This window comes from Stenotrophomonas sp. ZAC14A_NAIMI4_1 (assembly GCF_003086915.1).
In the GTDB taxonomy this organism is placed as follows: domain Bacteria; phylum Pseudomonadota; class Gammaproteobacteria; order Xanthomonadales; family Xanthomonadaceae; genus Stenotrophomonas.
The window spans coordinates 3,654,441-3,679,952 of sequence record NZ_CP026002.1; the positions used below are offsets into that span (position 1 = coordinate 3,654,441).

Genomic DNA, 25,512 nt, shown 5'->3' on the forward strand with positions numbered 1-25,512 from the left:
GGATACCGCCATGTCGTCCTTCTCCACCCTTGCCCGAATCGCCCTGCCCTGCGCCGTGGCCGCCCTGCTTGGCGGCTGCGTGATCGCCGGCGACGTGCGCCCGTACCCCGCCATGGCGCCGATCCAGCCGATCATGCCGCCGCAGGCCGCACCAACCGCAGGTGCGATCTATGCCGCCGGCCCCACGCTGCAGCTGTACTCGGACCGCCGCGCACGCGATGTCGGCGACCTGCTGACCATCACGCTGCTTGAGAACACCACCGCCACGACCAGCGCCAACACCGCCACCAACAAGGAATCGAACCTGAGCATCGGCACGCCGTCGATCTTCGGTGCGCCGGTGACCCTGGGTGGCAAGGACGTGCTCAGCGCCACTGCTTCGGGCAAGCGTGATTTCACCGGCAAGGGCAACAGCGCGCAGAGCAACCGCCTGCAGGGCAGCGTGACGGTGACCGTAGTGCAGCGCCTGCCCAACGGCAACCTGGTGGTGCAGGGGCAGAAGAACCTGCGCCTGAACCAGGGCGACGAACTGGTGCAGGTGCAGGGCATCGTGCGCCCGGGCGACATCGCGCCGGACAACAGCATTCCCTCCAGCCGCGTGGCTGAAGCCCGCATCGTCTACGGCGGCCGCGGCCCGGTCGCGCAGTCCAACGCGATGGGCTGGCTGAGCCGCTTCTTCAATTCCGGCCTGACGCCGTTCTGAGTATGGCCATGAAGATTTCATTCCGATATTTCCTGCAGCGACGCGCGGCGTCGCTCTACGGATCGCTGTTCCTGGTGCTCGCCGTTGCTTTCCCGGCCAGCGCCGAGCGCATCAAGGACCTCGCCCAGGTGGGCGGCGTGCGTGGCAATGCACTGGTGGGCTACGGCCTGGTGGTGGGCCTGGATGGCAGCGGTGACCGCACCAGCCAGGCACCCTTCACCGTGCAGAGCCTGAAGAACCTGCTCGGCGAGCTGGGCGTGAACGTGCCGGCCAACGTCAACCCGCAGCTCAAGAACGTGGCCGCCGTGGCGATCCACGCCGAGCTGCCGCCGTTTGCCAAGCCTGGCCAGCCGATCGACATCACCGTGTCCTCCATCGGCAACGCGGTGTCGCTGCGCGGTGGTTCGCTGCTGATGGCCCCGCTGCGCGGCGCCGATGGGCAGATCTATGCCATCGCCCAGGGCAACCTGATCGTCGGCGGCTTCGGCGCACAGGGCAAGGATGGTTCGCGCGTCTCGGTGAACGTGCCCAGCGTGGGCCGCATTCCCAACGGCGCCACCGTCGAACGCGCCCTGCCCGATCCGCTGGCCAACGGCGGCGACATCACCCTGAACCTGCACCAGAACGATTTCACCACGGTCTCGCGCATGGTCGCTGCGCTCAACAACGCCTTCGGCGAGGGCGCTGCGCGTGCCGTCGATGGCGTGACCGTGGCCGTGGCCGCACCGACCGACCCGGGCGCGCGCATCGGCCTGCTGGCCCGCATCGAAAACCTGGAACTGACCCCGGGCAGCGCCCCTGCCAAGGTGGTGGTCAACTCGCGTACCGGCACCGTGGTCATCGGCCAGCAGGTGCGCGTCGGCCCGGCCGCGATCTCGCATGGCTCGCTGACGGTGACCATCCAGGAGAACGCCAACGTCAGCCAGCCCAATGCCTTCGGTGGCGGGCAGACCGTGGTCACCCCGCAGTCGACGGTGACGGCCACCAACGATGGCAGCCGCATGTTCAAGTTCAACGGCGGTACCACGCTGGATGAAATCGTGCATGCCGTGAACGCCGTGGGCGCTGCCCCGGGCGACCTGATCGCGATCCTGGAAGCGCTGAAGCAGGCCGGTGCGCTGAGCGCCGAACTAGAGGTGATCTGACATGCGCATCAATCCCGCCTTCGACCTGAATCCTGCACAGCAGACCGACCCGGCCAGGGTCGACAAGGTCGCGCGCCAGCTGGAAGGCCAGTTCGCGCAGATGCTGGTCAAGAGCATGCGTGATGCCAGCTTCGGTGATTCGCTGTTCCCCGGTGAAAACAAGATGTTCCGGGAGATGTACGACCAGAAGATCGCCGAGGCGATGACCCGGGGCAAAGGCCTGGGCCTGTCGTCCATCATCAGCCGCCAGCTGTCCGGCCAGCAGGCCGACGGCCCGGCGCTGGATACCCGCGTGGACCCGGCCAAGGCCAGCCGCGCCTACCAGCTCAATGCACCGGCCAAGGCGGCGCCCTCGCTGTCGCTGGACGATGCCAGCCAGGCCGTGCGCATGCTGCAGCAGATGGCGGCAGGCGCCCAGGAGGGCGTGCAGGCCGCGACCAGCCCCGCACTGGCACCGATGGAGCAGGCCCTGGACCTGATTGCCGGCCGCGACAGCAGCAGCATGCACCGTTCGCTGGGCACCAGCGATCCGTACGCCAGCAGCATCGACGGCGATGATTGGGCGGCCAGCAACGACCAGTGGGCGGCCACCGCCAGCAACCGCGGCAGCATGGGCACGCCGGCCGATGCCCTGGCCACCCGCACCGCCGTGGCCCAGCTGGGCGCGAACACGCCCGAAGGATTCGTGGCCAGCATCTGGGGCCACGCACAGAGCGCGGCCAAGGAACTGGGCGTGGATGCCCGCGCCCTGGTGGCCCAGGCCGCGCTGGAAACCGGCTGGGGCAAGCGCCAGATCAAGCACGCCGATGGCAGCACCTCGCACAACCTGTTCGGCATCAAGGCCACCGGCTGGAAGGGCCAGAGCGCCGTCGCCGGTACCCACGAGTATGTCGATGGCGTGCGCCGTAACGAAACGGCCAGCTTCCGCGCCTACAGCACGCCCGCCGAGAGCTTCGCCGACTACGTGCGCCTGCTGAAGACCAGCCCGCGCTACCAGCAGGCACTGCAGGCCGGCACCGACGTGCAGGGCTTCGCCCGTGGCCTGCAGCGCGCCGGCTACGCCACCGATCCGCGCTACGCGGCCAAGATCGCCGCGATCGCCGGTGGCCCGACCATCGAGCGCGCCGTGGCCGCCGTGACCGACGCCGGCACGCGCCTTGGCCAGACCTTCGCCAGCACCGCGACTGCGGCGCTGGGTATCACCCGTCGTTGAGGAACCCCATGTCCAGCGTCCTTTCCACCGGTACCAGTGCCCTGCTCGCCTTCCAGCGTGCGTTGGCGACCACCAGCCATAACGTCGCCAACATCAACACGCCCGGCTACAGCCGGCAGAAGGTCGACTTCGCCACCGCCGATCCGCAGAACTACGGGTTTGGCGAGGTGGGCAGCGGCACCCGGATCACCGACATCCGCCGCGCGGCAGACCAGCTGGCGATCTCGCGGCTGCTCGACAGCAGCGGCGAACTCGCGCGCCTGAAGCAGCTGTCGACCATGGCCGACCGGGTCAACGCCCTGTTCTCCGATTCGGCCACGAACGTCGCCGGCTCCTGGTCCAACTTCTTCGATGCCGTCAGCGGCCTGTCGTCCAATGCCGCAGGCACGGCCGACCGGCAGAGCCTGCTTGATGGCGGCAAGGCCCTGGCCAGCCGCTTCGGCCAGCTCAATACGCAGATGAACAACCTTAGCAGCGAGGTCAACAACGGGCTCATCGCCGGTGCCACCGAGATCAACCGGCTGGCCCAGGAAATCGCCCAGATCAACGGCGCCATCGGCAGCAACGTGACCGACGCAGCGCCGGACCTGCTGGACCGCCGCGACCAGCTGATTTCGCAACTGGTCGGCTACACCGGCGGCACCGCGGTCGTGCAGGATGGCGGCGTGATGAACGTCTATACCGCCGGCGGCAATGCGCTGGTGGTGGGCACGACGGCCTCCAAGGTCACTACGGTGACCGACCCCTACCAGCCCGAGCGCCTGCAGCTCGCCCTGCAGACCCAGGGCGGCACGATCACCCTGGACCCGAAAGCCGTGGGCGGGAAGATCGGCGGCATGCTCGAGTTCCGCGACACCGTGCTGACCCCGGCCCAGGCCGAACTGGGCAAGCTCGCGGTCGGCCTGGCCGAGAGCTTCAACCAGGCCCACCGCCAGGGCGTGGACCTGTATGGCCAGATGGGTGGCGATTTCTTCAACATCGGCAACCCGCGCGTCACCCCCAACACCAGCAACGCCGGCACCGGCAGCATCACGGCGACCTATGGCGACCTGTCCAAGCTGGATGCACAGAACATCGTGCTCAAGTTCGACGGCACGCAGTGGCAGGCCAGCCGCGCCGACACCGGCGCCAGCGTTGCCCTGACCGGCACCGGCAGCGCCACCGATCCGCTGGTGATCAACGGCGTCGAGCTGGTGGTGAACGGCACGCCGGCCACCAACGACCGGTTCCTGCTGCAGCCGACCGCCGGCGTGGCCGGCAGTCTGGAAACGGCCATCACCGATCCCTCGCGCATCGCGGCCGCCGCCGCCGTGAAGGGCACGGCAGCACTGGCCAACACCGGTACCGGCAAGCTGACCGGCGTTGCGGTGACCGACGTCGGCAACGCCAACCTGCGCGACCCTGCCGCGATCGTGTTCACCTCGGCCACGACCTACACCATCAATGGCGGGGCGCCGCAGACCTATACGCCCGGCCAGACCATCAGCGCCAACGGCTGGAGCTTCGTGCTGGATGGCGCGCCCAAGACCGGCGACACCTTCAACATCACCCCCACCCCGGCAGGCTCGTCCGACAACAGCAACGCCGCGCTGCTGGCCAAGGTCGAGGATGCCAAGGCATTCAACGCCGGCACGGTCACCCTCAACGGCGCGCTCGGCGGCCTGACCACCCAGGTCGGCGCCGCTGCACGCTCGGCCGAGTATTCGCTCGATGCGCAGCAGGTCATCTCGGACAAGGCGCAGTCCGCACGCGACGAGATTTCCGGCGTGAACCTGGATGAAGAAGCCGCCGACATGCTGCGCCTGCAACAGGCCTACCAGGCCGCCTCGCAGCTGATCTCCACCGCCGACAACATGTTCCAGACCATCCTGGGAGCAATCCGCCGATGAGCAGCCGCATTTCCACCGGGATGATGTTCAACCAGTCGGTATCGCTGATGCTGGCCAAGCAGTCCAAGATCAGCCACCTCGAGCAGCAGATCGCCACCGGCAGCAAGATCAGCTCGGCCAAGGACGATCCGGTCGGTGCCGGCACCGCCGTTGGACTGGACCGCGTCGTGGCCGGCCTCGAGCAGCTCGGCAAGAACGCCAACAGCGTGCAGAACCGTCTTGGCCTGCAGGAGAACGCGCTGGCCCAGGTCAATGAACTGATGTCGCGCGCCGTTGAACTGAGCATCCAGGCCAACAGCCCGGTGCCCAAGTCCAGTGACCTCAAGGCCATCGTCAGCGAACTGAAGACCATCCAGGACAGCCTGCTGTCGCTGGCCAACTCCCGCGACGGCAGCGGCCGCTACCTGTTCGGTGGCAGCAACGACGCCGATGCGCCGTTCAAGCTGTCCGGCGGCACGGTCACCTACAACGGCGACCAGAACCAGCGCCAGGTGGAGGTTGCGCCCGGCCAGCTGGTGTCCGATGCCCTGCCCGGCAGCGAAATCTTCATGCGCATCCCGACCGGCGATGGCCGCGTGGATGCCAGCGCCGCCGCCGGCAACAGCGGCAGCGGCCTGCTCACCTCCATCAGCCGCGATGGCAGCGGCAGCTGGGCCGGCGGCACGCTCAACGTGCGCTTCACCGGCACCGCCGAAGGGGCCTACGAGGTCGTGGACGGCAGCGGCACGGTGGTGGGCACCGGCACGCACAAGCCCGGCGAAGACATCGTCGTGGCCGGCGTCAGCATGCGCATCGAAGGTGCGCCGGCGGCCGGGGACGAATTCAACATCAGCGACGCGGGTACCCGCGACATCTTCTCCACCCTGGACAGCCTGGTCGCGGCACTGGAAACCGACCCGTCCACCGAAAGCCAGCGCACGGCACTGCAGAACACCCTGCAGTCGAGTATCCGCGACCTCAACCGGGCCTCGGAAACGATGATCGACGCCCGTGCCAAGGGCGGTGCGCAGCTGGCCGCCATCGATACCGCGGCCAGCGCCCGCGAAGCCACTGCCGTCACCGTCAAGAGCACGCTCTCGACGATGCGCGATCTCGACTACGCCGATGCGATCGGCCAATACAAGCTGGAGAACGCTGCCCTTCAAGCCGCCCAGACCATCTTCAGCCAGATGCAGGCGATGTCCCTGTTCAACAAGATCGGCTGACCCTTTCCCGTTCCACCTGACTTCCAGCACGGCGCGTCCCGCGCCTTTCCTCACCGAAACGAACCGAGCAACCACGGAGAAGCACCATGGCACAGATCATCAACACCAACACCATGTCGCTGAACGCTCAGCGCAACCTGACCACCAGCAGCAGCTCGCTGGCCACCTCGATCCAGCGCCTGTCCTCGGGCCTGCGCATCAACAGCGCCAAGGACGACGCCGCCGGCCTGGCCATTTCCGAGCGTTTCACCACGCAGATCCGTGGCATCAACCAGGCTGCGCGCAACGCCAACGACGGCATCTCGCTGGCCCAGACCGCCGAAGGCGCACTGGGTGAAGTGGGCAACAACCTGCAGCGCATCCGCGAACTGGCCGTGCAGGCCCGCAGCGCCACCAACTCCGCGTCCGACCGCCAGGCGCTGAACGCCGAAGTGCAGCTGCTGAAGCAGGAAATCCAGCGCGTCGCCGAGCAGACCAACTTCAACGGCACCAGCCTGCTGGATGGCAGCTTCACCAACCAGGCCTTCCAGATCGGCGCCGACCAGGGCCAGACCATCAACATTTCGCAGATCGCCAATGCGAACGTGCACAAGCTGGGCGACTGGACCAGCGCCTCGACCCCGGCCAGCGTGACCGGCCAGGCCGCAACCGGCGGTGCGGCAGCTGCAACGCCGACCACCTCCGGCGTGTCGGGCACCTTCACTCCGGTTGCGGCTGCCGCTGCGGGTGGGTTCGCCTTCTCGGTGGGCGGCGTTGAAATCCATACCGCTGCTGCGGGTGATGCGGTCAGCGTGGCCGACCTCACCACCGCCCTGGCCAACAAGTCCGACGCGCTCGCTGCCGCTGGCATCACCATGACCGGTACCGTGGCTGCAGGCACGCTGGCGTTCTCGCGTGCCGATGGCAACGACATGGCGATCACCGTTACCGGTGCCGGTGCCGGTGAAGGCTTCGCAACTGCAGGTTTCGTCGCCAACCACCAGGACGGTACGCCTGCCGTCGCCGCTGATTACCCGGCCGTCACCGCCGGCCAGCTGACGATGACCAAGGCCGATGGCAGCGGCGTGGTCGACATCACCGTCGGCGCCGCCAATACCGCAACGGAGCGCAACACCCTGCTGGTGAATGCCATCAACGCCAAGACCCACGAAACCGGCGTGACGGCATCGCTGATCGACGGCAAGGTGCAGCTGGAAAACAAGGAAGGCAACTTCACCATCGGTGGCAGCCTGAGCGCGACCGAGCTGGCCAATGCCACCGGCCTGACCGCCGGCAGCAGCGACACCACCGGCACCTCGTTCGCCGCCGGCACCACGCAGACCGGCTTTGCCGAGCTGGACATCTCCAACCAGGCCAACGCTGACAACGCCATCCTGGCTATGGACGCCGCGCTGCAGTCGATCAACTCGGCGCGTGCCGACCTGGGTGCGATCCAGAACCGCTTCTCCTCGACCATCGCCAACCTGAATACCAACTCGGAAAACCTGTCCGCCGCCCGCAGCCGCATCCGCGACGTGGATTACGCGCAGGAAACCGCCGAGCTGACCCGTGGCCAGATCCTGCAGCAGGCCGGCACGGCCATGCTGGCCCAGGCCAACCAGGTGCCGCAGAACGTGCTGCGTCTGCTGCAGTCGTAACCGACGCCGCACCCTGAGCTCCACCGAGGCCCCGCCATGCAGATGGCGGGGCCTTTTCATTTGCCCCGGGAAAAAAGCACCGAAACTTTCCTAAAGGCCGGAGGGGTAGTGCCGTTATTGATTTCAGCAGCGGTAGCACACCCCTTGGGGGGAAGCCAGCCACTGCCCCCCGAAACCGGTCAGGCTGCTCTGCCGGACACACTGCCAACAAGGAAACCGCACCATGGCACAAGTCATCAACACCAACACCATGTCGCTGAACGCCCAGCGCAACCTGAGCACCAGCGGCACCAACCTGGCCACCACCATTCAGCGCCTGTCCTCGGGCCTGCGCATCAACAGCGCCAAGGACGATGCCGCCGGCCTGGCCATCTCCGAGCGCTTCAGCACCCAGATCCGCGGCGCCAACCAGGCCGCCCGCAACGCCAACGACGGTATCTCGCTGGCCCAGACCGCTGAAGGCGCCCTGGGTGAAATCGGCAACAACCTGCAGCGCGTCCGTGAACTGGCCGTGCAGTCGCGCAGCGCCACCAACTCCGCTTCCGACCGCCAGGCGCTGAATGCCGAAGTGCAGCTGCTGAAGCAGGAAATCCAGCGCGTCGCCGAGCAGACCAACTTCAACGGCACCAGCCTGCTGGACGGCAGCTTCACCAACCAGGCCTTCCAGATCGGCGCCAACCAGGGCGAGACGATCAACATCTCGCAGGTTGCCAACGCCAACATCAGCAAGCTCGGCAACTGGACCAGCGCCACCACCTCGGCAACCGCCTCCGGCGTTGTGCCGAACGGTGATGCCGTCGCCGCTGTCCCGGCTGTTGCCGCCACCAAGGCCCTGGGTGCGATCACTGCATCCGTCGGCGGCGATGCGACCAGCAGCGTTACCCAGACCTTCGCTGCAGGCAGCACCACCCTGGCGATCACCGTCACGGGCACTTCGGATGCAGCAAGCAACGCCGCTGCCTTCGTCACCGCCGGCTTCGGCGCCGACGGTACCGGCACCGTCAACGGCTTCAGCCTGGACCTGGGTGCGGCCACCACCATCGCTGGCGCCATCGGCGCAGGCACCCTGACGGTCTCCCGCGCTGACGGTGCAAACTTCACCCGCGCCCAGAGCGTCGCCGGCACTGCCTACGGCACCGCCCCGGCCTTCGCCGGCACCACTGCCATCAGCACCGACGGTGTTGCAGGCGAAGCTGCGATCCCGTCCAAGTTCGGCGCCGCCAGCTTCACCATCACCGGCACGCTGGATGGCGCAGCCACCTCGGCGATCCAGATCGACCTGACCGCGGTCGGCTCGGCTGGCGATCGTGCCACCCAGCTGGTCAACGCCGTGAACGCCAAGACGCACGAAACCGGCGTCAGCGCAGCGCTGGTCGAGGGCAAGGTGCAGCTGACCGGCAAGGAAGGCGACTTCACCGTGGGCGCTGCGGGCTCGACCGACGCAGCCGACCTGCTGGAGCAGACCGGCCTGACCGCCGCTGCCACCACCAACTACGCCGCTGGCGGTGCCAAGACCGGCTTCGCCGATATGGACATCTCCTCGGTCGGCGGTGCAGACAACGCCATCCTGGCGATGGACGCAGCCCTGAACTCGATCAACTCGGCCCGTGCCGACCTGGGCGCCATCCAGAACCGCTTCACCTCGGTGGTTGCCAACCTGAACACCTCGTCGGAGAACATGTCCGCAGCCCGCAGCCGCATCCGCGACGTGGACTACGCTTCGGAAACCGCCGAGCTGACCCGCAACCAGATCCTGCAGCAGGCCGGTACCGCCATGCTGGCCCAGGCCAACCAGTCCAGCCAGAACGTGCTGAGCCTGCTGCGCTGATCCAGCGGTAGTACCTTGCAGTAACGGGAAGGGGGCGAAAGCCCCCTTCTTCGTGCCCGGCGGCCGGTTGGCACGCGCCTTGCACCGGGTGGGGAAGCGTTTCAACGCTCAAGCTCGCCCATCCCCGGCCGATAGCAGGTGCAGGACACCTGAACGGCCCGTCCAAGAACAAGGATTCCCCGCATGGCCATCGGCACGATTGGTACAGGTCTCGACATTCCCTCGCTGGTTGCCCAGCTGACCGCCAAGGAACGCGAGCCCCGCGAAAACCAGATCAACTCGGCCGGTGTTGCGGCCAGCGCCAAACTGTCGGCGCTGGGCACCATCAAGAGCGGCATGACCACCCTGCAGACGGCGCTGAAGACGCTGGTGACAGGCATGGCCAAGCCCGGCATGAAGCTGACCACGCCCACCGAGTCGAACTTCACCGCCACGCTGGATACCAGCACCACGGCCGGCAAGGCCGCGGCGGGTACCCACCAGGTGGAAGTCAAATCGCTGGCGCAGAACCAGAAGCTGAGCTCGCAGGCCTACACCAAGGATGCCGTCGTGGGTGACGGTACGCTGTCGATTGCCTACGGCGACAAGACCATCAACGTGGAGATCGAAGCCGGCGCGACGCTGGAGAAGATCGCTGCGGAAATCAACTCGGCCGCGCAGAGCAAGGGCGTCACCGCTGCGGTGGTCACCGCCGACGATGGCCAGCACCTGGTGCTCACCGCCGTCGATTCGGGCACCAAGGGCGCGTTGAAGGTCAGCGCCAGCGGCGGCAATGGCGGGCTGTCCAGCCTGGTCTACGACGGCACCGATGCCTCGAAGATGAGCGAAATGGTGCCGGCCAAGGATGCCGTGGTCGTGGTTGATGGCTTCACCCGTACCAGCAGCTCCAACACCATCACCGATCTGGTGCCCGGTGTCAGCCTGACCTTGACCAAGGCCAAGGAAGGCGAGCCGCAGACGCTGACCATCGCCCCCGACAACAGCACGCTGAAAACCAACCTCAACGCGTTCATCACCGCCTACAACTCGATCCAGTCGACGCTGAAGAGCTCCAGCGCCTACAACGCCGAAACCAACACCGCCTCGACGATGACCGGCGATGCCATGGTGCGCGGCCTGCAGCAGCAGCTGCGTACGCAGCTGAGCAGCAACGTCAACGATCTGAAGGACCTGGGCCTGACCATCGCCGCCGATGGCACCCTGAGCCTGGATGCGGCCAAGCTGGACACCGCGCTGTCGAAGAACCCGGAAGCGGCCAACAAGCTGTTCGGTGCCGAAGGTGCGCTGGCCAAGCCGATGACCGAGCTGATGAAGAGCAGCCTGGATACCACCAGCGGCACGATCACCCAGCGCCAGGCCACCTTGAACAAGCAGATCAAGGCGCTGGAAAAGCAGCTGGACGATCTCGACAAGAGCATGGAAAAAGTTTCCGACCGCTACACCAAGCAGTTCACCGCGATGGAAAAGATGGTCTCGCAGATGCAGTCCGCCAGCGGCTCGCTGATCGACCAGCTCGGCTGATCCACGCGCTTTTCCCGTGCAGGTGGCACTCAAGTAGCACGCCACCTGCGCCGATAACACGTTAGACCCCGTGCCGAACCCATGCCCCTACCCGCGCGGATGGGCAGGCATTCCAGGAGATTCCATATATGTACGGTTCCAATCGGCAGTTCGCCGAGCAGTACCGCAAGGTCGGTGTGACCACCTCGGTCGTGGACGCAGATCCGCACAAGCTGGTGGCCCTGCTGCTGGCCGGTGCATGCGAGCGCATCCGCACCGCTGAAGCCTCGCTGCAGCAGAATGACCAGGCGCGCAAGGGCAAGGCCATCGGCGAAGCCTGTGCGATCGTCGGCCACCTGCATGGCTCGCTCGACCACGAAGCTGGTGGCGAGATCGCCGGCAACCTGTCGGCGCTGTACGACTTCGTCATCATGCGCCTGACCGAAGGCAACCTGCACAATGATTCCACCGCGCTGCAGGAAGCACTGGGCCTGATGGTCGAAATCGATTCGGCCTGGAACGCCATTCCGGCCGACCAGCGCCACGTCAAGGCGGTGGCACCGTGAACCTGCAATCACTGCACGATTCGCTGGACACGCTCGACGCCAGCCTGCCGGGCGATGACTACGACACCAGCGAGCGCCTGATGGCCGAGCACCTGCAGGCCGTGGCCGCACTGTCGATGGTGGTCGAGCGCCCCAGCAACGAGGCCATCCTTGCCCTGCGCGACCACCAGCAGCGCGTGCTGGCCCGCATGATCGGGCTGCGCGACGAAGCCGCCGCACACCTCAAGCACACGGGCCGCTCCCTTCGCGCCGCCCATGCGTACCTGAAGGCAGAATCGCTGGCATGACCCTGCTGCCGACCACGTCGCTGCACCACCCTGCCGAGAGCGAGCTGTTCGATGAAACGCTCAGCTGCGAACTGGCCCTGCCGGCCGAGTTCCAGGCCGGCAGTGCGGCGGGCCGCACCAGCAGTGCCGAAGGCCTGCTGCGCAGCCTGGCGCTGGTGGAAGACAGCCGCGGGGACGAGCACGACGAACGCAGCGAAGCGAGCCTGCAGATCCAGCGCCTGGAAGCCAAGCTGGACCTGACCATGGTGCTGCTGGGCCGCCTGGTGCGCCAGCAGGGCCAGGACCTGCCCCTCCGCCCGGTGCGCTGGTCGCGCCGCGGCATCCGCCTGCAGCTGGGCCCGCGCAGCGGCGCCCTGCCCGGCCAGGCCGGGGTGGTACGCCTGCAGCCCAGCGACTGGCTGCCCGACAACATCGACCTGCCGGTGGACGTGATCGCCGAAGCAGCCGATGGCAGCGGCGGCCACTTCCTGTGGCTGCGCTTCAACCGCCTTGGCGATGGCCTGGAAATGGCCATGGAACGGCACTTGTTCCGTTTGCATCGGCGTCAGGTTGCCGAAGCGCGGCGAGCGCGCTGAAACCTGCCACCCGGAAGCGGGACGGACGGCCCTTGGCGTGCCCGTTCAGCTAAGTTAAGGTGGTCTCCCCTCACGGACCAGCCACGTGCCTGTGCGAGTTCTCATCGTCGACGATCACACCCTGGTTCGGGCCGGCCTGGCGCGACTGCTGCAGGGGTTTGCCGATGTGCAGCTGGTGGCCGAGGCGAGCAACGCCGAGCAGGCCCTGCAGATGGCCCTGCAACACGCCCCCGACGTGGTCCTGATGGATCTGTCCCTGCCCGGCCGTACCGGCCTGGAAGCGCTGAGCGACATCCGCCTGCGCTCGCCCGGTACGCGCATCGTGATGATGACCATGCACGACGACGCCGCCCATGTGCGCGATGCACTGGACCGTGGCGCCGTGGGTTTCGTGGTGAAGGATGCCGCCCCGCAGGAGCTGGAACTGGCGCTGCGCGCCGCGCACGCCGGCCAGGTGTTCCTCAGCCCGCAGATCTCGGCCAAGATGCTGGCGCCGATGCTGGGCCGCGAGAAGCCCACCGGCATCGCCGCCCTGTCGCCGCGCCAGCGCGAGATCCTGCGCCGCATCGGCAAGGGTGAGAGCAACAAGGAAATCGCCGCCGACCTCGGTATCAGCGTGAAGACGGTGGAGACCCACCGCGCGCGCATGATGGAGTCGCTCGGCTGCCGCCGCGCCAACGACCTGCTGCTGCTGGCAGCACGGCACCAGCACGAGCTCGAGTAGAGTCGACCGTTGGTCGACTGCGCTCTGCGCCCTCTGCCTCGGTAGAGTCGACCGTTGGTCGACTGCACTTCGCGCGGGAGTCGACTGACAGTCGACTCTACCCCCCTTTCCGGCCCGTGCAGCGACGACAGGATTCCGTCACCCCGACACGCCCTGACGGATTTCCGTACACACAGGCTCCCCGGACACGCAGCCTGGCCACCACAAATCAACAACTTGGCGCAGGACTTCGTCAACTTCCCGCGACGCTGTAGGGAATACCCCTACAAGCTGTCGGGAATACCACCAGCGCACTCAGGAACCCCCCGATTCCGCCTGCCCGGGATCAAAAGCAAGATGTGTTCCACAAGGCGTCGGGGAGCGGCGCCGGGGAACTGAAATGAAGGCTGCACTTTCGACCCAGCTGGGCCAGACGCTTCACCTCACGCCGCAGCTGCTGCAGTCCATCCGACTGCTGCAACTGGACGGCCTGCACCTGGAACAGGAAATCCAGCGCCTGCTGGATTCCAACCCGCTGCTGGAAATCGAGGACGCTGAAGCACCGGCGGCCGAGGCCACCGACGCCAGCACCACCACCCTGGAAACGGCAGCCTTCGATGAGCTGCCCGAGTCGTCCATGTGGGACGTGGCCGGCAGCAGCTGGCAGGACGGCGACGACGACCGCATGGCGCGCATCGCCGCGGGCGAGTCCAGCGACCCGCAGCTGCGCGTGCTGCAGCGCCTGGCCCTGGACCTGGACGAGCGCGAGCTGGCCGTGGCGGCCTTCTGGCTGGAGCACTGCGACGAAGCCGGCTACTTGCAGGCCCCGCTGGACCAGCTGCATCTGCTGGCCAGTGCGCAGTTCGATATCGATGGCGCCGGCGTGGAAGCCATCCGCCAGCAGCTGCTGCACGGCGAACCGGCCGGCATGGCCGCGCAGGACCTGCGCGAAGGCCTGCTGGCGCAGCTGTACAGCCTGCACGGCGTGGTGCCGGCCCGGCACCTGGCCGCACGCATCCTGGAAGGCGCGCTGGAAGCCCTGGCCGCGCACGACTACCCTGCCCTGGCCCGCCAGCACGACGCCGAAGTGGACGACGTGCGCGAGGCCGTGCGCCTGATCCTGTCATTGCAGCCGCGCCCGGGCGACAGCCTGCTGCCCGAGCGCAATGCGGTGGTGGTGCCCGACGTGGTCGCCTGGCACGCCGATGAGCAGTGGAAGGTGGCCCTGAACCCGGCCACCAGCCGCCGCGTGTCGATCAACAGCCAGTACGAACAGGCGCTGGCCGAAACCAGCGACGCCGCCCCGGCCCTGCGCGAAATGCTGCAGGAAGCACGCTGGTTCAGCCGCGGCCTGTCGATGCGCTACGACACCCTGCTGCGCACCGCGCGGGTGATCGTCGAGCGCCAGGCCGCGTTCCTGGTGCGTGGCGAGGAAGCCATGGCACCGCTGACCCTGAAGGAAGTGGCCGAAGCGATCGGCATGCACGAATCCACGGTATCCCGCATCACGACCGGCAAGTTCCTGCAGACCCCCCGCGGCACCTTCGAACTGAAGCACTTCTTCGCCGTGCGCCTGGAAGGCGCCAGCGTCTCCGGCCAGGCCGTCAAGGCCATGGTGCGCCGCCTGATCGACGCCGAACCGGCCGGTCGCCCGCTGGCCGACGAGGCCATTGCCGGCCTGCTGTCGCGCCAGGGGGTGAACATTGCCCGCCGAACCGTCGCAAAATACCGCGAACAACTGGATATCGCCCCGGCCCGCGAACGGCGCCGGCTCAGCGCCAGGCAACCACAGCTGGCCCGCGTGGGCTGAAAAGGATGTTGGACATGAACAAGCTCACAGTTCTGCTGGTCGATGACCATGAGGGATTCATCAACGCGGCGATGCGCCACTTCCGCAAGATCGACTGGCTGCAGATCGTCGGCAGCGCCGGCAACGGCCTGGAAGCGATCGAGCGTTCCGAGTCGCTGCGCCCGCAGGTGGTCCTGATGGACCTGGCAATGCCGGAAATGGGCGGCCTGCAGGCCACCCGCCTGATCAAGTCGCAGGACGACGCCCCGTACATCGTGATCGCCAGCCACTTCGACGACGTCGAGCACCGCGAGCACGCGCTGCGCGCCGGCGCCGACAATTTCGTCAGCAAGTTGTCGTACATCCAGGAAGTCATGCCGATCCTGGAAGGCCTCAGGGAGGATCGATCGTGAGTGAATCGCGTATCCTTGTGCTGGACAACGACGCCGTGCGTGCCGAGCGCACCGTTGCCCTGCTGGAATTCATGGATTTCAACCCGCGCTGGGTCTCCGACGCGGCCGACTTCGACCTGGGCCGCCAGCGCCAGAACGACTGGATGGCGGTGATCGTCGGCAGCCTGGACGACAGCGCTGCCAGTACCGCGCTGTACGCCTGGCTGGGCGGCAGCAGCCTGCCGCCGCCGGTGCTGCTGGCCGACGGTGAAGCTGCGGCGTTTGCCCAGCAGCACGGCCTGCACGAAGCCAACATCTGGCCGCTGGAAGCCCCGCTGCGCCATGCGCAGATGGAAGCCCTGCTGCGCCGTGCCAGCCTCAAGCGCCTGGATGCCGAGCACCAGGCCGGTGCGGTGCAGGACCAGGGCCCGACCGGCAACGGCCCGGCCGTGACCGGACTGCGCACCATGATCGAGCAGGTGGCCGCCTTCGACACCACCGTGCTGGTGCTGGGCGAATCGGGCACCGGCAAGGAAGTCGTCTCGCGTTCGATCCACCAACGCTCGCCGCGCCGGGATGGCCCGTTCGTGGCGATCAACTGCGGCGCCATTCCCGCCGACCTGCTGGAAAGCGAGCTGTTCGGCCACGAAAAGGGTGCCTTCACCGGTGCGCTGACCGCCCGCAAGGGCCGTTTTGAAATGGCCGAAGGTGGCACCCTGCTGCTGGACGAGATCGGCGACATGAGCCTGCCGATGCAGGTGAAGCTGCTGCGCGTGCTGCAGGAGCGCAGCTTCGAGCGCGTCGGCGGCAACCAGACCATCCGCTGCAACGTCCGCGTGGTCGCCGCGACCCACCGCGACCTGGAAACCCGCATCGCCGAAGGCAAGTTCCGCGAGGATCTGTTCTACCGCCTCAACGTCTTCCCGATCGAAGTGCCGGCGCTGCGCGAGCGTCGCGAAGACCTGCCGGCGCTGGTGGAAACCATCGCCATGCAGCTCGGCCGCACCGGCCGCGGCGAAGTGCGCTTCACCCCCGAAGCGCTGCAGGCCCTGGCCAGCTACGAGTGGCCCGGCAACGTGCGCGAACTGACCAACCTGGTCGAGCGCCTGGCTGTGCTGCATCCGGGTGGCTCGGTGCGCGTGCAGGACCTGCCGGCCCGCTACCGTGGCGATGCCGCGCTGGCACCGGTGGCGCCCCCCGCGCCGGCGCCGGTGGCCCCCAACGAGGAACGCCTGGACCTGCGCAGCTTCTCCTTCCACACCCCCGGCAGCGGCGGCCAGCCGGCGCTGGAACACGGCATCGCCGTGAACCGTGGCACCGCGCCTGCAGCCCTGCCGGACGACGGCCTGGACCTGCGCAACCACATGGCCACGATTGAACTGGGCCTGATCAACGAAGCCCTGGAACGCACCCAGGGCGTGGTGGCCCACGCTGCCCAGCTGCTTGGCCTGCGCCGCACCACCTTGGTGGAAAAGCTGCGCAAGTACGGCATCGAACGCGAGCAGGCTGAACTGGCCGGCTGAGCAGCCTGATCCGCATGAAAGGAACACGAACGCCTGGGCTTGCCCGGGCGTTTCTTTTTCGGGATTTGCAACTATTCCCAATGCGCATCGCTCCGGCAGGCAGTAGCCTCGAGGGTTGCGATCTCGATCAAGGCAATGAAATGAGCGGAACCTTCGAAGATTCCATGCAGGAAATCCTGGAATCCATGCTCAGTGTGTGTCTTGAGTACAGCGATGACAGAGCCAATGGGATCTATCTCTATTGCTCAGCAGAACAAGGGCTGCTGGCTGCTGATGTCTTCTACGAGATCGGTGCTGGCTTCTACGAGAAGCACTTGCTGAACAAGTCCGTTTACTCGGCAGAAGCAGCTGTCTTCAATACATCCGAGGAACACCAGTCTGCGCTTCTGGATTGCCTTCTGAGCGATCTCAAGCAGTTGATCGCCCTTCACGACCACCATCATCGAAAGCCACCGACGGAGATTAAGGCCAGCTACGACGTCGTGCGGCGCAGCCTCGCGGTGGAGTACGGCTATGCCCTGAAGTATTCCAACCACGACACCCTGATGGCCAACGATATCTTCCAGGCGTGGTTCGAAGAGCGGAGGTGGCAGCGGCCACGGATTGGATGAAGAGGGAGGCATCGAGGCAATGGCGGCCAGACCGCGCCGGAGAACGGTGGCGCCCAGCCGGCCCTGCCCAATTACGGCCTAGACCTGCGCAACCACATGGCCACGATCGAACTTGGCCTGATCAGCAAAGCACTGGAACGCACCCAGGGCGTGGTCGCCCATGCCGCCCAGCTGCTCGGCCTGCGCCGCACCACCCTGGTGGAAAAGCTGACGGCATCGAGCGCGAGCAGGCTGAACTCGCCGGCTGATGCTGGGCAACCGGGGTCGGCTCCTCTCCGCAGGAGGGCCTTTGGCCACGTCCGCATTCAGCATCTACTGGAATTTACAATTATTCCCAATGAATTTTGCGCAGGAGCGCCATACACTCTCGCGCTCCAATAAAGCAGGAACACGCATGGGCAAGACGTTTGAGGATTCCCACCAGAACATTCTCCAATCGATGCTTAGCGTCTGCCTGGAATTCATTGGCGATGAGGCAGATGGTATTTACCTGCACTGCTCAGCGGAGAATGGCACATCCTCGGCAGACGTCTTCTTCGACATCAATGGCAGTCTTTGCCAGACACATGAACTGGACAGGGGCAAAGTTGTCACCGCTGATTTCAGCTCTCGCACGTTCGATGAACAGCTGTCGTCCCTTCTTGAGTGCCTTCTGAACGACCTTGACCAGTTGAACGAACTCTATGAGGACAACGGTCGTGATCCGCCTACCGAAATGAGACTTCGCTACGACGTCATACAGGGCAGACTGTCGGTTACCTTCAGCTACGAACCCCAGTTCTCCAACACTGACACGCTACTGCCGTTCGACGTATTCAACGCCTGGTACGAAGAAGTGAAATCGCAGCGCGAAATTGCAACTTGAGGCGGCAGGCAATGGACTCGGTTCCCTCCCAAAGTAAGCACCCTGCCCCCTGTGCATTTGCGCGCATTCCTAAAGACAACGGTACGCTGCTATAGAAGAACGATGGAACACCCCAAAGAGGTTCCGTCATGTACCGCATCCCGTCGTGTGCAGCCCTGCTTTTCGCGGCTCTGGCCACCGGCGCCGACTGCACCCTGCCAACCACCCTCGACCAGCACTAGATTCACCAATCTCAGCGACCCGCTGTAACAGCCCGACAACCCCAATGCTGCGAGCATGCTGAACTGGCCGGCTGAGCAGCCTGACCCGCATGAAAGGAACACGAACGCCCGGGCTTGCCCGGGCGTTCTTTTTTCTGGCGCCGCTGCATGCGTAGATCCACGCCGCGCATGGATGGGGAATTCGGCTACACGACTGCGTTTACAACCTCTCCTAAAGGCACCGGTGGAATATGCCGGTAGCTTTGCCCAGATGGAAAATTCAACCAGACCGCCAACGCTTGACTTGACGCCAATCAGTCAGGAAGAGATCGATCACTCCGCCTTGCTGCTCGAAGCACAGCGGCTGTCGTACCGTCTTGCACCGTATGCCAACACCAACACGATGTTCCATTCGCGCCTGCAGCGACATGAGACTGACGATCGCACCACGGCGATCTTCGGACACGTATTGGGCGGACTCTTCTTCGTGGACCTGAGAGATGGTTCAGTAGGACTACTTCCCATCCATTCCGAAGCGGCGCCCCAATACTGCAATTCAGATCTGCGGAGATTCGCAGCCTTCCATCAGGCGTTCATGGCAGCAATCCGACCTCTGCTGAACTCCAGTGGTAGCTTGGCGGAATCCACGCTCACGGAACTAGAGGCCACGTTCCGGATCTGCGATGCGGCTTCAATGGCGGACGAGAGCAGCTTCTGGCCCACATGCCTTTACGAGCTGTCAGAAGGGTTCTTTCCTCTTTCATCCGAGAAGGTGGAACTACACCGGTCGCTCGGAATCGATCTCGGCTATCCCTGGTAGTAATCGACTTAGACCCGCTCTGCGGCCCCGGACCCGGACCCGGGTTGGGTCGGAGCCCTTTCCTCTGTAAAGGGGTCCGGCCTGCATTGCGTTTACAAGTTTTCCTAAAGACAACCGACCCCGAACTGCGGTGCATTGCAGGGACACCCCAAGGAGGTTCCACCGTGCATCGACTTACCCTGCTCACTGCTCTGCTCTGCCCGGCCCTGGCTGCCGCTGCCGACTGCAGCCTGCCCACCACGCTGGACCAGCGCCAGTTCACCAACCTCAGCGACCCGCTGTATGCGCCCGACAACCCCAACGCCGGGCGGATGGTGCAGGTCAGCTTTGCCGGCAACCAGTACGTGCTGGACATCCTCGGCACCGGCCTGCGCATCGGCGGCAGCTACCGCTACCAGCGGCTGGCCCCGCACATCGCTGAGATCCGGATGACTGAAAACCACCCGGCCGGCCCCGCCCACTACACCCTGCTGCTGACTTGCCTGAGCGACCAGCAGGGCCGGTTCATCTACACGCAGCACGACGGCCCCATCGCACCGCGCCAGCGCCAGAATTCCGGCCTCTGGACCCTGCAGCCCTAGGCCGGAAAACCGACGCCGGTTAAATGACGCCTCACTGGGGTCAGAGCCCGTTGCGTCGCAACGGGATCCGACCCCGTGCCGACCAACAGTCGCCCCCCCCCCAATCAGCAGAAGCACCATCAGCGGCGGGTTCCAACAGATCACGGAAATCTGTCGAAGGCGGGGTGGGTCCGGTTGAGGGGGCGTGAGCCGCATGGATGCGGCGACCGAGCTTACATGGACGTACTTGCAGCGTCCCCCTCAACCGGACCCACCCCGCCAACCCACGGATAGCCAGCTCTTGCCGTCGCTCCTGCTGTTGCCGACCAACGGTCGGCACCCACCAACAACAGCGCAGCCCTGCCAACACCCCCACCCTCACCTCACTGAATCGAAAACCGGTTTCGGCACGCCGCTTGCAACTGCTCCAGCGAACACCCCCATCCCTGTTTCTGGAACCGTTGCAGATGTCCCACTCCGTCACTTCGATCCTCTCCCAGATCCGCTCCTACCAGACCCAGGTGGGACAGAACGCGACGCTCAACCCGCTGGCCGAAGCGCCGCGCAGCAATGCCCTGCCGGGCACGGTGCTGGATGCACCGCAGGTCCAGCCCGCCAGCTTCACCGAGACCCTGCGCGGCGCCATCGCCGGCGTCAACGACGCCCAGCAGAAGTCCGGTGCCCTGGCCAAGGCCTTCGAACTGGGCGAACCCGGCGCCGACCTGGCCAAGGTGATGGTCGCCTCGCAGCAGTCCCAGATCGCCTTCCGCGCCACCGTGGAAGTCCGCAACCGTCTCGTCCAGGCTTACCAGGACGTGATGAACATGCCGCTGTAAGGAACATTGACGCATGGCACTGACGCTCTCCAAGGAAACCCTGAACGCCGAAAAGGCCGGGCAGTGGTTCGACCGCCTGCAGAGTCTGCAGATCACCCGCCGCCTGGGCCTGATGGCGATGATCGCGGTGGCGGTGGCGGCAGGCCTGTTCGTGTTCTTCTGGTCGCAGAAGCCCGGCATGGTCCCGCTGTACACCGGCCTGGACCAGAAGGCGACCGCAGAAGCGACCGACCTGCTGCGCGCGGCACAGATTCCGTTCGAGCTGGACCCGGCCACCGGTGGCATCACCGTGCCGGAAAAGAACCTGCACGATGCCCGCCTGAAGCTGGCCGGCTCCGGACTGACCGACACCGGCAAGCTCGGCTTCGAGCTGATGGAACGTGATCCCGGTTTCGGCGTCAGCCAGTTCGTCGAAAGCGCGCGCTACCAGCACGCGCTGGAAACCGAGCTGTCGCGCACCATCAACACGCTGCGCCCGGTGCGCGATTCGCGCGTGCACCTGGCCATTCCCAAGCCCAGCGCCTTCACCCGCCAGCGTGACGTGGCCAGTGCCTCGGTCACCCTGGAACTGCGCGGCGGCCAGCAGCTGGAACGCAGCCAGGTCGACGCCATCGTGCACATGGTGGCCGCCAGCATTCCCGACCTGGCCCCGGAACGGGTGACCATCGTCGACCAGAGCGGGCGCATGCTCAGCGTCAGCGACCCCAACAGCGAAGCGGCCGTCAACGCCGCCCAGTTCGAGCAGGTGCGCCGCCAGGAAACCTCGTTCAACCAGCGCATCCGCGAGCTGCTGGAACCGATGACCGGCCCCGGCCGCGTCAATCCGGAAGTGAGCGTGGACATGGATTTCTCGGTGACCGAGGAAGCCCGCGAACTCTACAACGGTGAACCGCAGAAGCTGCGCAGCGAGCAGATGAGCGAGAACACCACCAGCACCCCGGGCCCGCAGGGCGTGCCGGGCGCGACCAGCAACAGCCCGCCGGGCCAGCAGGCCGCACCGCCCACCGCGCAGGCGCCGACCGAAAGCAGCAAGAACGCCACCCGCAACTACGAGCTGGACCGCACCCTGCAGCACACCCGCCAGCCGGCCGGCCGCATCAAGCGCGTCTCGGTGGCGGTGCTGGTGGACAACGTGCCGCGCGCCGGTGCCAACGGCAAGGTCACCCCGCAGCCGCTGGCCGCTGCCGAGCTGACCCGCGTCGAAGCCCTGGTGAAGCAGGCGGTGGGCTTCAACGCCGAACGTGGCGACACCGTGTCGGTGATGAACGCGCCGTTCGTGCGCGACACCACCCCGGTCGAAGGCCCGGCCTGGTGGGAACTGCCGTGGGTGTTCGATGCCGGCCGCATGCTGCTGGGCGCGGTGGTGGTGCTGGCCCTGCTGTTCGGCGTGCTGCGCCCTGCCCTGCGCGGCATCACCGGGCAGAACAAGAAGGACGAAAACACCGAGCTGGAACCGCACACCGCGGACGTACAGCTGGTGGATGACGATGGCACTCCGTTGCCCGCGCTGGGCGCTGACCGCGTCAGCCTGGCCGGGGCGGACCCACTGGCCCTGCCGGTGGATTCATATGAGGAACGACTGCGGATGGCCCGTGAAGCCGTGAAGACCGACTCCAAGCGCGTGGCCCAGGTGGTCAAGGGCTGGGTGGCCAATGACTGACGTACAACTGACGGGCGTGCAGCGCGCTGCCGTGCTGCTGCTGTCGCTGGGTGAACTGGACGCGGCCGAAGTGCTGCGCCACATGGAACCCAAGGAAGTGCAGAAGATCGGCATCGCCATGGCGACCATGACCGACATCACCCGCGACCAGGTGGGCCGGGTGATGGACCAGTTCAACCAGGAGCTGGGCTCGAAGACCTCGCTGGGCGTGGGCTCGGACGACTACATCCGCAACATGCTGATCCAGGCGCTGGGCAGCGAGAAGGCCAGCGGCCTGATCGACCGCATCCTGCTGGGCCGCAATACCACCGGCCTGGACGCGCTGAAGTGGATGGACCCGCGTGCGGTGGCCGACCTGGTGCGCAACGAGCACCCGCAGATCATCGCCATCGTGATGGCCCACCTGGAAACCGACCAGGCCGCCGATGCGCTGAAGCTGCTGCCCGACCGCACCCGCGTCGACGTGCTGCTGCGCATCGCCACGCTGGACGGCATTCCGCCGAACGCGCTGAACGAACTCAACGAGATCATGGAGCGCCAGTTTGCCGGCAACCAGAACCTGAAGTCGTCCAACATCGGCGGCGTGCAGTGCGCGGCCAACATCCTCAACTTCATGGAAAGCGGCCAGGACCAGGCGATCCTGGGCGAGATCGCGCGCATCGATGCGCCGCTCAGTGGCCGCATCCAGGACCTGATGTTCGTGTTCGACGACCTGGTGGACCTGGACGACCGCGAGATGCAACTGGTGCTGCGTGAAGTCAGCGGCGAGCGCCTGGGCCTGGCCCTGCGCGGCGCCGACATCAAGGTGCGCGACAAGATCACCCGCAACATGTCCCAGCGTGCGGCCGAAATCCTGCTGGAAGACATGGAAGCCCGTGGCCCGGTGCGCCTGTCCGATGTGGAAGGCGCGCAGCGCGAGATCCTGGCCATCGTCAAGCGCATGGCCGATGAGGGCACCGTCACCATCGGTGGCAGCGCGGAGGCCATGCTGTGAGCAACGTCGTGCGCTGGCTTGCCCCCGACCTGCTGGCCCAGCCGCAACCGCAGCTGGAGCAGGAGGACATCTTCGAGCTCACCGAGCCGGACCCCGAGCACGAGCCGGAACCGGTCCTGCAGCTGCCGACCCTGGAGGAAATCCAGGCGATCCAGGACAGCGCAGAGAAGGAAGGTTTCCAGCACGGCCACGCCGAGGGCTACGGCCAGGGCCAGGCCGAAGTGCGCCGCCTGGTCGCGCAGATGGAAGGCATCCTCGACAACTTCAGCCGGCCGCTGGTGCGGCTGGAAAACGAAGTGGTCGGCGCCCTGGGCGAACTGGCGGTGCGCATCGCCGGTGCGCTGGTCGGCCGCGCCTACGAAGCGGATCCGGCGCTGCTGGTGCAGCTGGTGGGCGAAGCGGTGGACGCGGTGGGCGGCAGCACGCGTGAAGTGGAAGTGCGCCTGCACCCGGACGACATCGCCGCGCTTGCGCCGCTGATGACCCTGACGCCCACCCAGCGCCTGGTGCCCGATACCAGCCTGAGCCGTGGCGACCTGCGCGTGCACGCCGAAGCAGTGCGCATCGACGGCACGCTGGAAGCACGCCTGCGCGGCGCGCTGGACGCGGTGATCCGCCAGACCGGAGCCACCCCATGACCCCCGAGACGAACCTGCCCCCGCCGCCGGCCGACTGGGCCGTGGCCCGCAACCTGCGCCTGGCCCGCCGCCTGGATGGCCTGCGCGTGGACACCGCGCATGGCCGCGGCCTGATCCGCGAGGGCGTGCTGCGCCGCGCGGTGGGCCTGACCCTGGAAGCCGTCGGCTGCGAGGCACCGCTGGGTGCCAGCTGCAAGGTGGAAGTGGTCGACGGTGGCTGGGTCGATGCCGAAGTGGTCGGTTTTGCCGGCGAGCGTACCTACCTGATGCCCAGCGCCGAACTGCACGGCCTGCTGCCCAACGCACGCGTCGTGCCCTCGGCGCGCCGTGGCGGCGTGGAAGTGGGCGAAGGCCTGCTGGGCCGCGTGATCGACAGTGACGGCGTGCCGCTGGACGGCAAGGGTCCGATCCGCGCCGAAGGCCACGTCGGCATGGCCGGCGTTTCGATCAACCCGCTCGCGCGCGAGCCGATCACCCAGCCGCTGGACGTGGGCGTGCGCGCCATCAATGCCCTGCTGCCGATCGGTCGCGGGCAGCGCGTGGGCCTGTTCGCAGGTTCCGGCGTCGGCAAGTCGACGCTGCTGGGCATGATGACCCGCTACACCGCTGCCGATGTCATCGTGGTCGGCCTGATTGGTGAACGTGGCCGCGAAGTCCGCGATTTCGTCGAAACCACGCTGGGCGAGGAAGGCCTGCGCCGTGCGGTGGTGGTGGCCAGCCCGGCCGACCGGCCGCCGTTGGCACGCCTGCACGGCGCCTACCGCGCCACCGCCATCGCCGAGTGGTTCCGCGACCAGGGCCTGAACGTGCTGCTGCTGATGGATTCGCTGACCCGTTTCGCCCAGGCCCAGCGCGAGATCGGCCTGTCGGTGGGCGAGCCGCCGACTACCCGCGGCTACCCGCCCTCGGTGTTCGCCAAGCTGCCGGCGCTGGTGGAACGCGCCGGTAATGGTGCCAAGGGCCGTGGCTCGATCACCGCCTTCTACACCGTGCTGACCGAAGGCGATGACCCGCAGGATCCGATCGCCGATGCGGCGCGCGCCATCCTCGACGGCCACATCCTGCTGTCGCGGCGGGTGGCCGACAGCGGCCTGTACCCGGCCATCGACGTCGAATCGTCGGTCAGCCGCGTGGTCACGGAAATCGCCGACGAACCGTGGCGCCTGCGCATCCGCAAGCTGAAGCGCCTGGTCTCGGCCTACTCGTCCAACCGCGACCTGATCGCGATCGGTGCCTACCAGCGCGGCAACGACGCCGCCACCGACGAAGCCCTGGAACGCTGGCCGGAAATCATGGAGTTCCTCGGCCAGGACGTGGCCAAGGCCGCCGATCTTCCGCACAGCCAGGCGGCGCTGCAGCGCCTGGTGGATTAA

At 66.6% G+C, this 25,512-nt stretch carries 24 protein-coding genes and 2 pseudogenes; all 26 read left to right on the plus strand.

Translation table 11 applies throughout. The annotated features are described in order from the left end of the window. Positions 1-10 precede the first annotated feature (10 nt). The 26 genes and pseudogenes from flgH (at position 11) to C1926_RS16805 (ending at position 25,512) form a co-directional block, all read left to right on the plus strand. Positions 11-703 (plus strand): flagellar basal body L-ring protein FlgH, encoded by a 693-nt coding sequence (gene flgH / locus C1926_RS16685; RefSeq protein ID WP_079221838.1) that lies wholly within the window; start codon positions 11-13, stop codon positions 701-703. A gap of 2 nt (positions 704-705) precedes the next feature. Beyond that, complete coding sequence (locus C1926_RS16690; RefSeq protein WP_254051575.1) at positions 706-1,848, plus strand: flagellar basal body P-ring protein FlgI; 1,143 nt, start codon at positions 706-708, stop codon at positions 1,846-1,848. A 1-nt stretch (position 1,849) separates the two neighbouring features. Continuing rightward, the gene (flgJ, locus tag C1926_RS16695) at positions 1,850-3,061 is read left to right on the plus strand and encodes a flagellar assembly peptidoglycan hydrolase FlgJ (protein WP_108759981.1); all 1,212 of its coding nucleotides are present in this window, start codon (positions 1,850-1,852) and stop codon (positions 3,059-3,061) included. Positions 3,062-3,069: 8 nt separating this feature from the next. Next, entirely contained in the window at positions 3,070-4,950 is a 1,881-nt protein-coding gene (gene flgK / locus C1926_RS16700; protein ID WP_108759982.1) for a flagellar hook-associated protein FlgK, read from the plus strand. Then, the gene (flgL, locus tag C1926_RS16705) at positions 4,947-6,155 is read left to right on the plus strand and encodes a flagellar hook-associated protein FlgL (protein WP_108759983.1); all 1,209 of its coding nucleotides are present in this window, start codon (positions 4,947-4,949) and stop codon (positions 6,153-6,155) included. The genes flgK and flgL overlap by 4 nt, the downstream gene beginning before the upstream one ends. 86 nt (positions 6,156-6,241) lie before the next feature. Beyond that, positions 6,242-6,856, plus strand: a pseudogene (locus tag C1926_RS21845) (flagellin); the annotation flags it as partial. 678 nt (positions 6,857-7,534) lie between these two features. Further along, positions 7,535-7,792, plus strand: coding sequence for a flagellin (locus C1926_RS21850; protein WP_254057418.1), 258 nt, complete (start codon positions 7,535-7,537; stop codon positions 7,790-7,792). Between the two features lie 223 nt (positions 7,793-8,015). Beyond that, positions 8,016-9,620 (plus strand): flagellin, encoded by a 1,605-nt coding sequence (locus C1926_RS16715; RefSeq protein WP_108759985.1) that lies wholly within the window; start codon positions 8,016-8,018, stop codon positions 9,618-9,620. A 183-nt stretch (positions 9,621-9,803) separates the two neighbouring features. Further along, positions 9,804-11,141: a flagellar filament capping protein FliD gene (gene fliD, locus C1926_RS16720; RefSeq protein WP_108759986.1), complete on the plus strand. Its 1,338-nt coding sequence runs from the start codon at positions 9,804-9,806 to the stop codon at positions 11,139-11,141. Positions 11,142-11,269: 128 nt separating this feature from the next. Beyond that, positions 11,270-11,686, plus strand: coding sequence for a flagellar export chaperone FliS (gene fliS, locus C1926_RS16725; RefSeq protein WP_079221831.1), 417 nt, complete (start codon positions 11,270-11,272; stop codon positions 11,684-11,686). After that, positions 11,683-11,973: a hypothetical protein gene (locus C1926_RS16730; protein WP_079221830.1), complete on the plus strand. Its 291-nt coding sequence runs from the start codon at positions 11,683-11,685 to the stop codon at positions 11,971-11,973. The genes fliS and C1926_RS16730 overlap by 4 nt, the downstream gene beginning before the upstream one ends. Beyond that, positions 11,970-12,548 (plus strand): PilZ domain-containing protein, encoded by a 579-nt coding sequence (locus tag C1926_RS16735; RefSeq protein WP_079221829.1) that lies wholly within the window; start codon positions 11,970-11,972, stop codon positions 12,546-12,548. Before C1926_RS16730 ends, C1926_RS16735 begins: the two co-directional genes overlap by 4 nt. Positions 12,549-12,639: 91 nt before the next feature. Continuing rightward, a complete protein-coding gene (locus tag C1926_RS16740; protein ID WP_079221828.1) occupies positions 12,640-13,272 on the plus strand; it encodes a response regulator transcription factor in 633 nt (210 codons plus the stop codon). Between the two features lie 379 nt (positions 13,273-13,651). After that, on the plus strand, positions 13,652-15,061 hold the full coding sequence (rpoN, locus tag C1926_RS16745) for an RNA polymerase factor sigma-54 (RefSeq protein ID WP_108759987.1): 1,410 nt from the start codon (positions 13,652-13,654) through the stop codon (positions 15,059-15,061). A 14-nt stretch (positions 15,062-15,075) separates the two neighbouring features. Continuing rightward, positions 15,076-15,453 (plus strand): response regulator transcription factor, encoded by a 378-nt coding sequence (locus C1926_RS16750; protein WP_049460600.1) that lies wholly within the window; start codon positions 15,076-15,078, stop codon positions 15,451-15,453. Further along, on the plus strand, positions 15,450-16,955 hold the full coding sequence (locus C1926_RS16755) for a sigma-54 dependent transcriptional regulator (RefSeq protein WP_108759988.1): 1,506 nt from the start codon (positions 15,450-15,452) through the stop codon (positions 16,953-16,955). The genes C1926_RS16750 and C1926_RS16755 overlap by 4 nt, the downstream gene beginning before the upstream one ends. An 80-nt stretch (positions 16,956-17,035) precedes the next feature. Then, complete coding sequence (locus tag C1926_RS16760; RefSeq protein ID WP_254057304.1) at positions 17,036-17,566, plus strand: hypothetical protein; 531 nt, start codon at positions 17,036-17,038, stop codon at positions 17,564-17,566. 60 nt (positions 17,567-17,626) lie between these two features. Continuing rightward, positions 17,627-17,814 (plus strand): annotated as a pseudogene (locus C1926_RS21855) (helix-turn-helix domain-containing protein); the annotation flags it as partial. Positions 17,815-17,960: 146 nt separating this feature from the next. After that, a complete protein-coding gene (locus C1926_RS16770; RefSeq protein WP_108759990.1) occupies positions 17,961-18,431 on the plus strand; it encodes a hypothetical protein in 471 nt (156 codons plus the stop codon). Positions 18,432-18,875: 444 nt separating this feature from the next. Then, entirely contained in the window at positions 18,876-19,451 is a 576-nt protein-coding gene (locus tag C1926_RS16775; protein ID WP_159095134.1) for an SUKH-4 family immunity protein, read from the plus strand. Positions 19,452-19,615: 164 nt separating this feature from the next. After that, positions 19,616-20,032 carry a hypothetical protein gene (locus C1926_RS16780; RefSeq protein ID WP_108759992.1) on the plus strand — a complete coding sequence of 139 codons (417 nt, stop codon included), beginning with the start codon at positions 19,616-19,618 and terminating at the stop codon, positions 20,030-20,032. A gap of 446 nt (positions 20,033-20,478) precedes the next feature. Beyond that, positions 20,479-20,847, plus strand: a complete 369-nt coding sequence (gene fliE / locus C1926_RS16785) for a flagellar hook-basal body complex protein FliE (protein ID WP_108759993.1) — start codon at positions 20,479-20,481, stop codon at positions 20,845-20,847. Between the two features lie 13 nt (positions 20,848-20,860). Beyond that, positions 20,861-22,507 (plus strand): flagellar basal-body MS-ring/collar protein FliF, encoded by a 1,647-nt coding sequence (fliF, locus tag C1926_RS16790; RefSeq protein WP_108759994.1) that lies wholly within the window; start codon positions 20,861-20,863, stop codon positions 22,505-22,507. A gap of 7 nt (positions 22,508-22,514) precedes the next feature. Next, entirely contained in the window at positions 22,515-23,501 is a 987-nt protein-coding gene (gene fliG, locus C1926_RS16795; RefSeq protein WP_079225218.1) for a flagellar motor switch protein FliG, read from the plus strand. A gap of 29 nt (positions 23,502-23,530) precedes the next feature. Next, positions 23,531-24,139, plus strand: a complete 609-nt coding sequence (locus tag C1926_RS16800; RefSeq protein ID WP_174214134.1) for a FliH/SctL family protein — start codon at positions 23,531-23,533, stop codon at positions 24,137-24,139. Beyond that, positions 24,136-25,512 (plus strand): FliI/YscN family ATPase, encoded by a 1,377-nt coding sequence (locus C1926_RS16805; RefSeq protein WP_079221820.1) that lies wholly within the window; start codon positions 24,136-24,138, stop codon positions 25,510-25,512. The genes C1926_RS16800 and C1926_RS16805 overlap by 4 nt, the downstream gene beginning before the upstream one ends.